The organism is Micromonospora sp. NPDC005553, assembly GCF_042871765.1.
In the GTDB taxonomy this organism is placed as follows: domain Bacteria; phylum Actinomycetota; class Actinomycetes; order Mycobacteriales; family Micromonosporaceae; genus Micromonospora.
In genome coordinates, this window is the sequence record NZ_JBIAJD010000002.1 from 765308 (window position 1) to 778633 (window position 13326).

Annotated in this window: 16 protein-coding genes and 1 pseudogene; 9 read left to right on the forward strand and 8 right to left on the reverse strand. The window is 70.9% G+C overall.

Features of this window, described 5'->3' with window-relative positions:
• A pseudogene (locus ACFYPG_RS10900) lies at positions 1–416 on the reverse strand (hypothetical protein); the annotation flags it as partial.
• A gap of 107 nt (positions 417–523) precedes the next feature.
• Between ACFYPG_RS10900 and ACFYPG_RS10905 the strand changes: the two are divergent.
• Positions 524–1201, forward strand: coding sequence for a hemolysin III family protein (locus ACFYPG_RS10905; protein ID WP_355004642.1), 678 nt, complete (start codon positions 524–526; stop codon positions 1199–1201).
• Positions 1202–1740: 539 nt separating this feature from the next.
• Here ACFYPG_RS10905 and ACFYPG_RS10910 read toward each other — a convergent pair.
• Positions 1741–2028 carry a DUF6458 family protein gene (locus tag ACFYPG_RS10910; RefSeq protein WP_355004641.1) on the reverse strand — a complete coding sequence of 96 codons (288 nt, stop codon included), beginning with the start codon at positions 2026–2028 and terminating at the stop codon, positions 1741–1743.
• 112 nt (positions 2029–2140) lie between these two features.
• Between ACFYPG_RS10910 and ACFYPG_RS10915 the strand changes: the two genes are divergently transcribed.
• Positions 2141–2680, forward strand: a complete 540-nt coding sequence (locus ACFYPG_RS10915; protein WP_387351551.1) for a SixA phosphatase family protein — start codon at positions 2141–2143, stop codon at positions 2678–2680.
• A gap of 49 nt (positions 2681–2729) precedes the next feature.
• Here the strand turns inward: ACFYPG_RS10915 and ACFYPG_RS10920 are convergent, their stop codons facing one another.
• From ACFYPG_RS10920 to ACFYPG_RS10935, 4 genes are all read right to left on the reverse strand, one after another.
• Complete coding sequence (locus tag ACFYPG_RS10920; RefSeq protein ID WP_030487564.1) at positions 2730–2999, reverse strand: DUF6458 family protein; 270 nt, start codon at positions 2997–2999, stop codon at positions 2730–2732.
• A gap of 194 nt (positions 3000–3193) precedes the next feature.
• Positions 3194–5050, reverse strand: a complete 1857-nt coding sequence (locus ACFYPG_RS10925) for an acyl-CoA dehydrogenase (RefSeq protein WP_357200698.1) — start codon at positions 5048–5050, stop codon at positions 3194–3196.
• Between the two features lie 129 nt (positions 5051–5179).
• A complete protein-coding gene (locus tag ACFYPG_RS10930) occupies positions 5180–6304 on the reverse strand; it encodes a PP2C family protein-serine/threonine phosphatase (protein WP_355005166.1) in 1125 nt (374 codons plus the stop codon).
• A 104-nt stretch (positions 6305–6408) separates the two neighbouring features.
• On the reverse strand, positions 6409–7047 hold the full coding sequence (locus ACFYPG_RS10935; protein ID WP_387351553.1) for a septal ring lytic transglycosylase RlpA family protein: 639 nt from the start codon (positions 7045–7047) through the stop codon (positions 6409–6411).
• Between the two features lie 187 nt (positions 7048–7234).
• Here ACFYPG_RS10935 and ACFYPG_RS10940 point away from each other — a divergent pair, with 187 nt between their 5' ends.
• From ACFYPG_RS10940 to ACFYPG_RS10950, 3 genes are read left to right on the forward strand one after another with little or no spacing between them, the layout of a single operon-like run.
• A complete protein-coding gene (locus tag ACFYPG_RS10940) occupies positions 7235–7786 on the forward strand; it encodes a phosphoribosyltransferase family protein (protein WP_387351555.1) in 552 nt (183 codons plus the stop codon).
• Positions 7787–7819: 33 nt separating this feature from the next.
• A complete protein-coding gene (locus tag ACFYPG_RS10945) occupies positions 7820–8866 on the forward strand; it encodes a questin oxidase family protein (RefSeq protein WP_387351557.1) in 1047 nt (348 codons plus the stop codon).
• 57 nt (positions 8867–8923) lie between these two features.
• Positions 8924–9355, forward strand: coding sequence for an ASCH domain-containing protein (locus ACFYPG_RS10950; RefSeq protein WP_112700111.1), 432 nt, complete (start codon positions 8924–8926; stop codon positions 9353–9355).
• 63 nt (positions 9356–9418) lie between these two features.
• Here the strand turns inward: ACFYPG_RS10950 and ACFYPG_RS10955 are convergent, their stop codons facing one another.
• A complete protein-coding gene (locus ACFYPG_RS10955; RefSeq protein ID WP_355004635.1) occupies positions 9419–10300 on the reverse strand; it encodes an LLM class flavin-dependent oxidoreductase in 882 nt (293 codons plus the stop codon).
• Positions 10301–10348: 48 nt separating this feature from the next.
• Between ACFYPG_RS10955 and ACFYPG_RS10960 the strand changes: the two genes are divergently transcribed.
• The 4 genes from ACFYPG_RS10960 to ACFYPG_RS10975 all read left to right on the forward strand — a co-directional run bounded on the left by ACFYPG_RS10960 (position 10349) and on the right by ACFYPG_RS10975 (position 12839).
• The gene (locus tag ACFYPG_RS10960; RefSeq protein WP_355004634.1) at positions 10349–10843 is read left to right on the forward strand and encodes a GNAT family N-acetyltransferase; all 495 of its coding nucleotides are present in this window, start codon (positions 10349–10351) and stop codon (positions 10841–10843) included.
• A 117-nt stretch (positions 10844–10960) separates the two neighbouring features.
• Positions 10961–11380, forward strand: a complete 420-nt coding sequence (locus tag ACFYPG_RS10965; protein ID WP_355004633.1) for a hypothetical protein — start codon at positions 10961–10963, stop codon at positions 11378–11380.
• 77 nt (positions 11381–11457) lie between these two features.
• Complete coding sequence (locus ACFYPG_RS10970) at positions 11458–12162, forward strand: dihydrofolate reductase family protein (RefSeq protein ID WP_355004632.1); 705 nt, start codon at positions 11458–11460, stop codon at positions 12160–12162.
• Positions 12163–12194: 32 nt separating this feature from the next.
• On the forward strand, positions 12195–12839 hold the full coding sequence (locus tag ACFYPG_RS10975) for a dihydrofolate reductase family protein (protein ID WP_355004631.1): 645 nt from the start codon (positions 12195–12197) through the stop codon (positions 12837–12839).
• Between the two features lie 24 nt (positions 12840–12863).
• Here the strand turns inward: ACFYPG_RS10975 and ACFYPG_RS10980 are convergent, their stop codons facing one another.
• The gene (locus ACFYPG_RS10980) at positions 12864–13205 is read right to left on the reverse strand and encodes a glyoxalase/bleomycin resistance/extradiol dioxygenase family protein (protein WP_238669724.1); all 342 of its coding nucleotides are present in this window, start codon (positions 13203–13205) and stop codon (positions 12864–12866) included.
• Between the last annotated feature and the right edge of the window lie 121 nt (positions 13206–13326).

Below are 13326 nucleotides of genomic sequence, written 5' to 3' on the forward strand. Positions count from 1 at the left end.
GCGGCGTGGGCTTGGGCGGCGTGGGCTTGGGCGGCGTGGGCTTGGGCGGCGTGGGCTTGGGCGGCGTGGGCTTGGGCGGCGTGGGCTTGGGCGGCGTGGGCTTGGGCGGCGACTTTGGGATTGGTCCCGGGATTGGCTTGGTGTGGGCGGGTGATCGCGGCGGCGACGGCGGGTGCCCAACGGGTCAGCTGCTCGGTCGTGGTGGCCGGGTCGGGCAGGCCGTCGAGTAGCACGGTCCGGGCCGCCGGCACGATCTCCACGGCGATCAGGTCGCCCCGCTCCCGACGCCGCCACAGCTCGGCCCGCCACGCTTCGACAAGGGCGGCCTCCGGGATGTCGGCCACGGCTTCGGGGGTGTCGGCGGGGGCGGTGCAGTCGAGTAGCAGGGCGTGCGCCCCGACCTGTCGGATCCGCATCCGCTCATCCTCGCCGATGCCGTGCCGATCCGGTGTTCACGGTGACGGTGCCGGGTGTCACCAACGCCACTACTTACAAGTAACCTACGGTGCCGTAACCTGATCAGGTGACCACCTCCGCCCCGCTTCGCCTGAAGCCGGTCGACATCGGTAAGCCCCGGATGCGCGGCTGGCTGCACACGTACGCCTTCTTCGTCGCCCTGGTCTGCGGCATCGTGCTCTGCTCGATCGCCGCCACCCGGCCGGGGTGGGCACCCCTGGTGAGCTGCCTCATCTACAGCCTGACGGTCTGCGGGCTCTTCGGCACGAGCGCGCTGTACCACCGCCGGGTGTGGTCGGAGCGTGGCTACCAGGTGATGCGCCGGATGGACCACTCGATGATCTTCGTGTTCATCGCCGGCACGTACACACCGCTCTGCGCGATGCTGCTCGCGCCCCGGCCAGCCACCGTGATGCTGGCCCTGGTCTGGGGTGGCGCGCTGGCCGGCGTTGCGGTCAAAGTGGTCTGGCCGCACGCGCCACGCTGGGTGTCCGCGCCGCTCTACCTGGCGCTGGGCTGGGTGGCGGTGGCAATGCTCCCGGAGATCCTGCACGGGGGCGGCGTCGCGGCGCTGGTGCTGCTGATCGTCGGCGGCGCGATCTACAGCGTCGGCGCAGTCTTCTACGCGTTGCGCCGGCCCAACCCGTGGCCGACCGTCTTCGGCCACCACGAGTTCTTCCACGCCTGCACCCTGCTGGCGGCGCTCTGCCACCACATCGCGATCTACTTCGCGCTGTTCGCCTGACCCAACCGCCAGGACCCCGAGCGCGGCTGGTCCCTCCAACCCCGCACCGCCTCGTCGATCATGGAGTTGTGGTGGGTTACAAAGCGGCCCGCACAGCACCAAACCAGGCACCACAACCCCATGATCGACGAGGCCGGGCTGTGCCCGTGCCGCGATCTTGCACTTACTGTCCTGACTTAAGGAGCATTCCGCACTTTTCGGCGACCGAAAGTGCAAGATCGGCGCGCGCACCCGAGAGCCCTGTCTGGATCGAGCACGATCTTCGGCCGATCGCCGCTTGAGGGATCGGGTCCGCACCTCAGGGGTAGCGGGGTGCTGGCGGTCCCCGGGGCACACACGCGAGCCGAGGCGCGCACACGAACCGAGGCGCGCACACGAACCGAGGCGCGCACACGAACCGAGGCGCGCACACGAACCGAGGCGCGCACACGAGCCGGGGCGCGCAGACGCGAGCCGGGGCGCGCAGACGCGAGCCGGGGCGCGCAGACGCGAGCCGGGGCCCCGCGACGCTGCGGGACCCCGGAGTGTGTGGGCGAGGATCAGACCGGTCGGCCCGGCCGACGCACCTCGCGGTACTCCTGCACGACCTGGTCGTCCTGAACCGGCACGACCCGGTCGGCGACCACGCGCTCCTCGCGAACCGGCGCGGCCACTACCGGGCGGCGGCGGCTGTTCCAGAAGTAGAGGGTGGCGAGCAGGCCGGCGACGCCGGCGAGCATCAGCACCCAGCCGACAACGGCCAGGTCCAGCCAACCCAGGTCGGCTTCCACTGCGAACGCGAAGATCGCGCCCAACGCGATCAAGAAGATGCTGCCACCAATGCCCATGTCTCGCTCCTCGGCTCTAACCTGGCGTACGTCGCGCCGCGGCCGTCGGTAGGGGTGCGGCATCCATCGACTTACCCAGGCACGGAGATCGCCAATCGGGCAAGCTGGGGGCATGACGGACGCCGACCCCGACACACGGACACTGGTGTTGCTGCGGCATGCGAAGGCCGAGCAGGGTAACGACGCGGCGGACGACGCGGAGCGGCCATTGAGCGCACGCGGGAACGCCGACGCGGCTGCGGCTGGGGCCTGGTTGGCGCACCAGGGGCTGCTGCCCGACGTGGTGATCTGCTCGACGGCCCGACGCACCCGCCAGACCTGGCACGGGGTGGCGATGGGGATGACCGGTTCGCCGCCGGAGGGTGGCCCGACCGGTCCTCGCCCGACCGTCCGTTATGAGCCGGGTGCGTACGACGCGCACCCCGAGGAGTTGTTGTCGCTGGTGCGCACTGTGGACCCGGCGGCCCGCTCAGCCTTACTCATTGCCCACAATCCGGGCATCTCGCTGCTCTCCGCGCTCCTCGACCCCGAGGGAGTTAACGACGAGGGTCTGCGCACCGCCGAGCTGGCGGTGCACCGCTGCTCGCTGGGCTGGGGGGAGTGGAGCAGGGCGGGAGCGCCGCTCACGGCTCGGCACACCGCACGCGACTGAGCCACCCGCCGATCCGGCGGGTGGCTCAGGGGTACGCGTCGTGCGGGGATCAGGACGGCGGCGCGGTTGGTGGCGGCGGGTCCGGCGGTGGCGGCATCATCGCCGTCGGATGAGACAGCCGGTTCTCCTCCACGATGAGGGTTCGAGCCCGCTTGCGCCGGTCCTGCCAGAACCAGACAGTGGTCAGCAGTACGGCCAGCCCGGCCAGGATGAACACCCAGCCGACCGCGCGTACGTCGATCCACCAGACGTTGGCTCTCAGCGCGAAGGTCAGGATCGCGCCGATCGCGATGAGAAAAATGCCGCTTCCTACACCCATGTGCGCTGCACTCCCCCGTGCGGTGGCTCTGGGCGTTCCCTTTCGAGGTCACGCGACGGTTACCCGCCACGGCAGCGGCATACCCGACCGGGCGCGGTCAATACGTGCCCACCGTCGGGTCGAAACGGCGGCGGCCGACGGGGCGTCATGCCCCGCCGGCCGTCGGTGCCGAGTGGTGCGACCCGGCACAGGACCTAGAAGGCCTCCTCCGGGAGGTCCATGATGTCGAGGTCGGCACCCTCGATGATCCGCCGGTCGGCGCCGATGCGGGGCAGCACTTCACGGGCGAAGAAACGGGCAGCTGCCACCTTGCCGGTGTAGAACGCCTTGTCGCTGGCGGAGACCTCGCCGGTCAGCGCCTTGAGCGCCACCTCGGCCTGCCGCTGCAGCAGCCAGCCGACCACCAGGTCACCGATCGCCAGCAGGAAGCGCCGGCTGCTCAGCCCGACCTTGTAGAGGGCGCGGGTCTCGCCGCCCTGCGCCTCGCCCAGCCAGCCGGTCATCACACCGAGGATGTTCTGCACCTCGCCGAGCGCCTTGCCGAGCGCCTGCCGCTCCTCCTTGAGCTGGCCGTTGCCCGCCTCGGTGGAGATGAACTCCTGGATCTCGCCGGCGACCGCCATGAGGGCCTTGCCGTTGTCCCGAACGATCTTGCGGAAGATCAGGTCCAGGCTCTGGATGGCGGTGGTGCCCTCGTACAGGGTGTCGATCTTGGCGTCCCGGACGTACTGCTCCAGCGGGTAGTCCTGGAGGAACCCGGAGCCGCCGAAGGTCTGCAGGGACTCGTGCCCGAGCATCTCGTACGCCCGCTCCGAACCGACGCCCTTGACCAGCGGCAGCAGCAGGTCGTTCACCCGCTTGGCCAGCTTGGTGGCCTTCTCGTCGCCGGCCGCCTCAGCGATGGCGACCTTGTCCTGCCAGGTGGCGGTGTAGAGAACCAGGGCACGCAGGCCCTCGGCGTACGACTTCTGCAGCAGCAGCGAGCGGCGCACGTCCGGGTGGTGGGTGATGGTGACCCGCGGCGCGGTCTTGTCCGCCTGCTGGACCAGGTCGGCGCCCTGCACCCGGTTCTTCGCGTACTCCAGGGCGTTGAGGTAGCCGGTGGAGAGGGTGGCGATGGCCTTGGTGCCGACCAGCATCCGCGCGTACTCGATGATCATGAACATCTGGCGGATGCCGTCGTGCTTGTCGCCCAGCAGCCAGCCCTTGGCCGGTACGCCGTGCTCGCCGAAGGTCAGCTCGCAGGTGTTGGAGACCTTCAGGCCCATCTTGTGCTCGACGTTGGTGGTGTAGACGCCGTTGCGCTCGCCCAGCTCGCCGGTGGTCTCGTCGAAGTGGAACTTCGGCACGACGAAGAGCGAAAGGCCCTTGGTGCCGGGGCCACCGACGCCTTCCACACCCACCGGGCGGGCCAGCACGTAGTGCACGATGTTGTCGCTGAGGTCGTGCTCACCCGAGGTGATGAAGCGCTTCACGCCCTCGATGTGCCAGGAGCCGTCCGGCTGCTGGATGGCACGGGCACGGCCGGCGCCGACATCCGAGCCGGCGTCCGGCTCGGTGAGCACCATGGTGGAGCCCCACTGCTTGTCGATGAAGAGCTTGGCCCACCGCTTCTGCTGCTCGTTGCCCTCGACCTCCAGCACGTGCGCGAAGGACGGGCCGGAGGCGTACATCCAGATCGGGGCGTTCGAGCCGAGCACCAACTCGGCGAGGGCCCACCAGAGGGCGCGGGGGGCGTTGGTGCCGCCCAGGTGCGGCGGCAGGTCCAGGCGCCAGAACTCGGAGTCCATGAATGCCTGGTAGGACTTCTTGAACGACTCCGGGAGCGGCGCAGTGTGCGTGGCCGGGTCGAACACCGGCGGGTTGCGGTCGCTGTCCGTGTAGCTGGCGGCCAGGTCCTCGCGAGCGAGGCGATCAAGCTCGGAGAGGAAACTGCGGGCGGTGTCGGCGTCGAGTTCGGAGTACGGTTCCTGGCCGAACGCCTGGTCCGCCCCGAAGACCTCGAACAGGTTGAACTCAAGGTCCCGCAGGTTGCTCTTGTAGTGGGTCATGCTCGCTGGCCCCGCTTCCGGACAGGTGTTACCGATCAGTAACCCCGACTGTATTACTCACGGGTAGGCAGCGACAAGCGGATCACCCAAGTGACGGCCATTACACACCTGCGGGCGCGGTCGGCCGGGTCAGCTCTCGGCGGCGCCAACCTCCCAGCTCGGGACGGCGACGGCAGCGCCGGCACGGGCACCCACGTACTCCATCAGAACCAGCGCGATGTCGTCGTCGAGCCGACCGTGCACCCACTCGACCAGGGCGGTCTCCAGCGATGCCAGCCCGTCGGCGACCGTGCCATGGCCGAGCAGTCGCCAGGCCCGGTCGGCGGTCGGGAAGAACTCGCCGTCCCGCCGTGCCTCGCCGAGACCGTCGGTGAACAGCAGCAGCCGGTCCCCGGGTTCCAGGCGTTCGACCCGGGGGCGGACCACCGGCATGAACCCGAGTGGAGGCGCCGGGGCCGGCGGTTCCAGCGGGATCACCGCACCTCGACGTAGCAGCAGCGGTGGCGGATGGCCGCAGTTGACGATCGTGAGGGTGCCGCCACGCTCCTCGACCAGTGCCGCCGTGACGAAGTCCTCGTCGCCGACGTTGCGGGCGACCGCGCGGTCCAGGTCGGCGACGACGGCCCGCAGGTCGGCCCGCTCGTACGCCACATGCCGGTAGGAACCGAGGACGATGCTGGCCAGCCGGACCGCGTCCAGGCCCTTGCCCCGCACGTCACCGATGATCATGCGGACGCCGTAGGGCGTGTCGATCGCCTCGTACAGGTCGCCGCCGATCTCGGCCGTCGCTGTGGAGGAGATGTAGCGTCCCGCGACCGAGAGCGTGCCGACCTGCGGCCCGAGCGGGCGCAACACAGCCTGCTGGGCCACCGAGGCGAGCTTGGTCAGCTCCACGATCCGCTCGGCCTGCCGCTGGCGAACCCAGGCCACCGCCACTGCCATTCCGGTGACGAGAGCGACCGCGACAACGTTGACCGAGGTGGCCAACGAAACGTTCGGCGCGACCAGCGCGAAGCCGGCGCCGATCAGTGTCGCCGCGACGCCCACCCCCAGGACCACCAGCCAGGACGCCAGGGCGGCGGCGACAACCGGCGCGGCCGCCAGGAGCGCGACGTAGTGCACCTTACGGCCGTCCGCCGCCTCCACCGCCGAGACGATCGCGAGCAGAACGAGGGCCGCGCCGAGGCCGGCGCGGGATCCGGGGCTCAGCGGGCGACGGCCCGACTGGAGGAGTCGCGTGGGTACGAGAGACAGTTTGCCTGATCCACGTGAACCGGTGAATGAACCTGACCCGTCGTCTGAGGAGGTTCTGTCCGGCCGGCCCAGTCGGCCGACCGAATCGGCGTCGCCGCTCCCGCTCAGCCGAGGACCTCGTAGCGGACGGTGAGCGCGCCCACGTCGACCGAGGCGATGCTGGCGAAGGCGGCCCGGGAGAGGTCCAGGCAGCGGCCGTCGATGAACGGGCCACGGTCGTTGATCCGCACCGTCACCGACTTGCCGTTGGCCGGGTTGGTCACCCGGACCTTGGTGTTGAACGGCAGCGTCTTGTGCGCGGCGGTCAGCGCGTCGGGGTTGAACGACTCGCCGTTGGCGGTGAGCTGCCCGTCGGAGTAGAACGAGGCGCCGCACGAACCGCTCTCCAGCACCTTCGCCGCGGCCGTGGTCTTCTTGACGGTCGGCTTCGGCTTCGGCTTCGGCGACGTGGTGCGTTCCCTGCCCCGGGAGGCGGCCTGCTGCGACCGGGTCGCCGACGGGCTGGCGGTCACGCTGGGCGAGGCGCTGACGCTCGGGGTGGCGGCCGGGGAGCTGGGGGTGAGGCTGCTCGCGGCGGTGGTCGGGGTGAGGTCGAGAGCCGCCTGCCCGGACTGGTCGGGGCCGGAGACCAACTGCACGGCACCTACCGTGCCGCCGACGGCGAGGGCGACGCCGACCGCCGCGGTGGCCACGATGCCCGCCGGGGAGGAGAAGATGCGGGTACGAGAGTGCTTGCCTGCCACCGGCCCGGTCCTTTCGTCGTCTGAACAAACCGGATCGGACCGTAACGAGAGAAGCACTTCCGAAGTCAACGTGATCATGGTGGTATGCCCGTATTTGCACAGGTACGTGTAGCCGATCATCCGACCCGGGGTGGGCCGGGTGGCCCGGGTGCCGTCGCGCCCGCCGCCCGTGCCGCAGGATGAGCGGATGCCCGCCGATCTGACCGAACGCCTGGCCGCCCTGTTCCGATGGATCGACCCCGGCCCGGGCACCAGTCACCTGGTCAGCGACATCTCCGGTTGGTGGCGGGACCCGGCGGTGCTGGCCGAGTTGGGGCCGGCCCTGGTGGCTCCGTACCGCGCCGCCCGGCCGACGGTGGTGCTCGCGCCGGCCGTCACCGGGCTGCTGCTCGGGCCGTTGGCCGCCACCGCCCTCGGGGTCGGCTTCGTGGCCGCACACAAGCCCGGCGACGGACGCCTGCCGGCCGGGCCACTCACCTGGGCACAGAGCCCACCGGACTACCGGGGCCGACGGGTGGACCTCGCCGTACGGGACCGGCACCTCGGCCCCGACGACCGGGTGCTGGTGGTGGACGACTGGGTGCGTACCGGCGCCCAGCTGCACGCCCTCTACGACATCTGCGCAGCCCGGGGCGCCGAGGTGCTGGGCACCGCAGTGGTGGCCGTGGACTGCCCGCCCGGGGTCGCGGCCGACCTACGGATCACCGGCCTGATCGACGCCGCGAATCTGCCGGCTTGACCTCAAGCGAGGTTGAAGAACGACGATCGGTGGATGAGCGAGGGAACGCTGGACGAGGCATACGAACGACTGCACCGCACCGGCCCGGAGTTCGAGGGCTGGCTGTCCAACCACGGGCCGATGGCCGTCGAGGCGCTGGTCCGGCACGGGCACCAGCAACGGGTGCACCGCTGGCTCGACGACTACCTCGGCCGACTCGACGAGCTGCCCCGAGGGCTGCACCCGATCGACGACTGGCGGGACGCGCTCGGCGACCCGAAGCGCGCCGGTGACTGGCTGGCCTACTTCGACCGGCAACTGCGCGAGCACCCGTGGCGCGACGTGCTCGGCACCTGGTGGCCCCGGCTGCTGCCAGGCATCGCCGCCGGCGCCACCCACGGTGTGATCCGGGTCGGGCACGCCGTACGCGCGCTCGAAGCGGACGAGGAGAACCCACGGCGGCTCACCGAGTTGGGCCAGGCCCTCGGCTACTGGGCGGCACGCTGGCAGCCGATCCCCGGCACCGACCGGCTGTTCACCGACGATCCCGACGAGCCGGGTACCGACGACATCGACGTGGCGGGCGCGCTGGCCGGGCTGCCCCGGATCGAGGACCAGACCGGAGGGGTCCGGGACCGGCTGGGCCGGCTGCCGGCCGTACCCCGGTGGGAGCCTGCGCTCGCTGCGCTGCGCCCCGCGCGGAGCCCGGCCGAAGCGCAGCGGGGGCTCACCGCGCTGGTGCACCGGGCCGGCCTGGACTACCTGCGTTTCGGGCACACCAACCCGGTCATGCTGGTACACGCGGTCACCGCGCCGACCGCCGTGCTGCGTACCCTGCCGGCACTTGACTCGGCTCTGTGGGCGCCGAGCTTCGCTGCGGCCTGGGCCGCGACGGCGGCCATGACCTCCGTGTACGCCCCGGCCACCGGCATCGCGCCACCGACCGTCACCCCCGCGACGCCGTCGGAGGTCTTCGCCCGCGCGGCCCGCCACGGCGACGAGCACGTGGTCAAGCTCGCCGACGCGATCCTCGACGCGTACGCGACCAGTGCCGACGAGCGGCTCCTCACCGCACCCGGCTACGCCGGCCAACTGATCTGAGCGGGGCGACGGGTATTGCGGCGGCGACCGGGGTCGCCCTGGCCTAGCCTCGGCAGGATGTGGCCTCGGATCGGTGAACTGCGCGCCCTCGCCCTCGGCACCCCCGGCGAGTTGCGGTCGACCCTCAACACCCTGGTGCTGGCCGGTGTGAAGACCGCGACGGCCGGCCGACTCGCCGAGTACGCGGAAGAAGGCGAGGAGTTGGAGCACGTCGGCGAACGCCTGGCCCTGGTCGACGACGACAACGCGCTGGCCGGCGTCGTGGAGATCACCGGAGTCGAGGTGGTCCGCTTCGCCGACGTTCCTTGGGACTTCGCCCACGCCGAGGGCGAGGGTGACCGCTCGATCGAGGAGTGGCGGGCCGGGCACTCGACCTACTGGGCGCGGCTCGGTACGCCGGTCGACGGCGACACCCCGATCGTCTGCCTGCGCTTCCGCCTGGTTTCCGGCGGCGAGGGCGGTGTGGCCAGCGGCGACCTCGGTACCTGACGCGGCGCTCCCAACCGGATCGGTGCTGGCTGCCCACCGGGCCGACGTGTCGGCCTGGCGGGCTCAGGCGCGTAGTTGTGGCAGCAGCCGCGTCGCCACGTCCACCAGGACGGCCTCGTCACCGGCGTACCAACTGCTGGCGCGTGGCCAGTGCGTCACCACGTCGGTGAAGCCCAGCTCGGCGGCGCGGCCGACCTGGTCGGCGAAGAACTGTGCGCTGCTGAGCGAGAAGACCGGCGCGGCATCCAACGAGAGGTAGCGGTCCAGGCTGGCCGGGTCACGGCCGGCCTCGTCCAGGGTCCGGTCCATCCGCGCCGACAGCGCCGACACACTGGCCCACCAACCCGCCAGGTCGTTGTCGTCACCGGTGCCGGTGGTCACCCACCCCTGCCCGAAGCGGGCCACCAACCGCATCGACCGTGGCCCGTTGGCGGCCACCACGAACGGCACCCGAGGCTGCTGCACGCAGCCGGGGTTGTTGCGGGCATCCACAGCGGCGAACCAGTCCCCACGCCAGGTGGTGCCGTCCTCCCGCAGGATCAGGTCCAACAACTCGGTGAACTCGGCGAACCGGTCGACCCGCTGACGAGGCGGCAACGTCTCACCACCGAGCACCGCCGAGTCGAAGCCGATGCCACCCGCTCCCAGACCGAGCAGCAGGCGGCCGGCGGAGACGTCGTCCACAGTGGTGATCTGCCTGGCGAACGCGGCCGGGTGCCGGAAGTTCGGCGACGCCACGAGGGTGCCCAGTCGAATCCGCGAGGTCACCGTGGCAGCGGCGGTCAGCGTGGCCATCGAGTCGAACCACGGGCCGTCGACCAGGTCACGCCAACCCAGGTGGTCGTACGTCCAGGCGTGGTCGAAGCCCCACTCGTCGACCTGCCGCCAGCGACGCTGCGACTCCGCCCACCGCTGGTCCGGAAGGATCACGATGCCAATCCGCATGATCGCCACCCTAGTCGGGCCGACCACCCGCGCCCTAGCATCACGCTCATGCAGGGGATCGGGGCAGCCGTACGAACGGCGAGCCTTTCTGACGTGCCGGCGCTCGTCGAGTTACGCATGGCGAACGCCGAAGCGCACCTGGCGCTCGACCCTGACACCTACCGCCTGCCGCAGCGCGAGGCGGTCATCGAGCACTTCACCGCCGTCCTCAGCGACGCGACCGCCCGGAACGCGGTTCTTGTCGCGGAACAGGGCGGGCAGGTGGTCGGGATGGTCGAGGTGCTGCGCCTGCCCGAACCGCCCGCACACCAGATCCTTCGCCCGGAGCCTTCGGCGCAGATCCACACTGTGGTGCTCGACGAGGCCCGGGGCCGTGGGGTCGGCTCCGCGCTGCTCGACGCGGCAGGCCGGTGGGCGGTCGAGCACGGGCTCTCCTACCTGTCGGCGGGTATCCACCACCGGAACGCGAGCGCGGTGCGCTTCTACCGCCGCCACGGCTACGAACCGTCCGGCACCTCGTGGGGCAGGCGGGCAGTCGGTTAGGGCCGGCGTCCGGGGCACCATCGTCGCCCGACTTTGGCATCGGTCTGCGGATCGAAGCGGCGATCGCCGACCGGCAGTACTAGATCCACCATCGCGGCCAGCCCGTACCCTCCGGTGGTGCCCGCCGAAGCAACTGCCGCCCGCGTACCCCCGGCTCGCCGGTTCCGCATGATCCGCACGGTGGCGTTGCTGGCCGGGGTGGTCGTTCCCTCCCTCATCCTTCGGGAGTTGGTCGAGTCCCGGTTCGGCCGCGGGCCGCTCGCCGACCTCAGCGCGGTCGCGGTGCCGATGGCGGCGACCGCGTGGCTCGCGCCGTACGCCTCCTATCGGCGACGCGACGCCCTGCTCTGGCTGGTCGGCCCGGGCATCTACGTCTTTACCGTGATCGCCTGGCGGGTGGCCCTCGCGCCCTACCGGGACTGGAGCCCCCGCCCGGAGGAGAAGGCCCGGATGCGCTGGTCACGCGACCCGGAACACGCCGGGGAGTGGCACCTGACCGAGCCGACGAGTGGCGCAGGTCACACTTCTTCCCGGTAGGGACATCCCGTTCGGCTCCGACCCCTCGGGGAGCGGCACCCAGGCGGGGCGTCGCCCGAGGAGAGGACCAGAACGCGATGACGAAGGTGACCGCGCAACTGTCGGTGTCGGTGGACGGCTTCTACGCCGGGCCGCAGTTCGACGGGAACGGCAACTGGATGGACTCGGAGGAGAGCGCGAAATTCTTCCGGGTGACCCGGTGGGCGACCGAGGCGGCGGCCTGGCGCGAACGGCAGGGCTTCGCCGGCGGGGAGCAGGACACCAACTCCGAGGTGATCGCCGAGTCGTTCGGCGCGGCCGGCGCGTACGTGATGGGGCGCCGGATGGCCGACGGGGGTGAGATCCCCTGGGGTGAGGAGCCGCCGTTTCGCGCGCCGGTCTTCGTCGTCACGCACCGCCCTCGCGAGCGGCTGCTGCGGGGAGGCGGCACCAGCTTCACCTACGTCACCGATGGCGTGGTCAGCGCCGTCGAGCAGGCGCGCGCCGTGGCCGGTGGCAAGGATGTCGCGGTGGCCGGGGGCGGCGGCCTGGTGCGGCAGGTGCTCAAGGCCGGCCTGCTCGACGAGTTGGAGCTGCACGTCGTACCTGTCGTGCTCGGCACCGGCCTGCGCCTCTTCGACGCGGACCTCGACCTGGGCGACCGGGAAGGGGTCGAGCTGACGCCGACCCGCGTCCTTGCCACCCCACAGGTGACCCACATCCGGTACGCGGTGCGCGGTCGCGCCCCGCTCGTGCTCGACGACCGGGGCAGCGGAGGCGGCCCGACGGTGACCGCGAACTGAACCACGGCCTCTCGAAGGAAGGAGGAGAAACCATGCCGCAACTGTTGCGGGTGCAGTGCTTCAACGTCTCGCGCGACGGGTTCGGGACCGGAGAGGGGCAGAGCCTGGAAAGGCCCTTCGGTCACGCGGACCCCACCCCGCTGTTCTCCTGGCGTTCCGCCACCGCCAGCTTCGTGTATCGCACCGAGCCGGGCGGCAGCCGTGGCCTGGACGACTACCTGACCCGCGACGCCGAGTGCAACATCGGCGCGGAGATCATGGGTCGCAACAAGTTCGGCCCCCAGCGTGGCCCCTGGGAGAACCTTGACTGGCAGGGTTGGTGGGGGGACAACCCACCGTTCCACACGCCGGTCTTCGTGCTCACCCACCACGTACGCCCGTCGTTCAGCCTGTCCGACACCACGTTCCACTTCCGCGATGTCAGCCCGGCCGAGGCACTGGCCGAGGCGAAGCAGGCGGCCGACGGTCGGGACGTACGCCTCGGTGGTGGGGTCGCCACCATCCGCGAGTTCCTCGAGGCCGATCTGGTCGACACGATGCACATCGCCGTCGCACCCGTCGACCTCGACCGGGGCGAGCGGTTGTGGGACAGCCCTGACGAACTGCTCGACCGCTTCCACCTCGAGTCGGTGCCCAGCCCCAGCGGAGTCACCCACCTCCTGTTCTGGAGACGATGACCGCGCCATTTTCGGCAGTGTCGTCTACAGCCGCGCCAGCACCAGCAGGCGGTTGCCGTCGGGGTCGGTGACCCGCGCGGACCGCTCACCCCAGGGCTGGTCGACCGGCTCCTCGGTGACCGTCGCCCCACCCGTGCGCAGCGCGCCCACTGCCGCGTCGCAGTCGTCGGCGTAGACGCACAGCTCCCAGCGGTGTGAGTCGGCCGGTCCGCCAGCCTCCGGGTTGGCGGCCAGGCCGAGCTCGCTGCTGCCCAGTCGGAGGGCGACGAACTCCGGGGCGCCCTCGTCCGGGAACCGGTAGGTCAGCTCGAAGCCGACCACGTCCCGGTAGAACGCGATCAGTCGTGGCAGGTCAGGTGTCGTCACGATCGGAAACGCTTCGGTGAACACGGACCACCTCCGAGCCGGACCCTAGCCGGTGCCGGGTCCAGCAGGAACTACCACTGTCGATCCCAGCAGAAGTCACCAACTCGCTCAAACTCTTGCG

Coding starts and splice junctions, on each gene's coding strand:
- ACFYPG_RS10910 (WP_355004641.1), bottom strand. CDS start 2,028: ATGGGCATTGGTGGCAGCATCTTCTTGATCGCGTTGGGCGCGATCTTC.
- ACFYPG_RS10920 (WP_030487564.1), bottom strand. CDS start 2,999: ATGGGTGTAGGAAGCGGCATTTTTCTCATCGCGATCGGCGCGATCCTG.
- ACFYPG_RS10940 (WP_387351555.1), top strand. CDS start 7,235: ATGCCCGCCGATCTGACCGAACGCCTGGCCGCCCTGTTCCGATGGATC.
- ACFYPG_RS10970 (WP_355004632.1), top strand. CDS start 11,458: ATGACGAAGGTGACCGCGCAACTGTCGGTGTCGGTGGACGGCTTCTAC.
- ACFYPG_RS10945 (WP_387351557.1), top strand. CDS start 7,820: ATGAGCGAGGGAACGCTGGACGAGGCATACGAACGACTGCACCGCACC.
- ACFYPG_RS10925 (WP_357200698.1), bottom strand. CDS start 5,050: ATGACCCACTACAAGAGCAACCTGCGGGACCTTGAGTTCAACCTGTTC.
- ACFYPG_RS10975 (WP_355004631.1), top strand. CDS start 12,195: ATGCCGCAACTGTTGCGGGTGCAGTGCTTCAACGTCTCGCGCGACGGG.
- ACFYPG_RS10955 (WP_355004635.1), bottom strand. CDS start 10,300: ATGCGGATTGGCATCGTGATCCTTCCGGACCAGCGGTGGGCGGAGTCG.
- ACFYPG_RS10950 (WP_112700111.1), top strand. CDS start 8,924: ATGTGGCCTCGGATCGGTGAACTGCGCGCCCTCGCCCTCGGCACCCCC.
- ACFYPG_RS10915 (WP_387351551.1), top strand. CDS start 2,141: ATGACGGACGCCGACCCCGACACACGGACACTGGTGTTGCTGCGGCAT.
- ACFYPG_RS10960 (WP_355004634.1), top strand. CDS start 10,349: ATGCAGGGGATCGGGGCAGCCGTACGAACGGCGAGCCTTTCTGACGTG.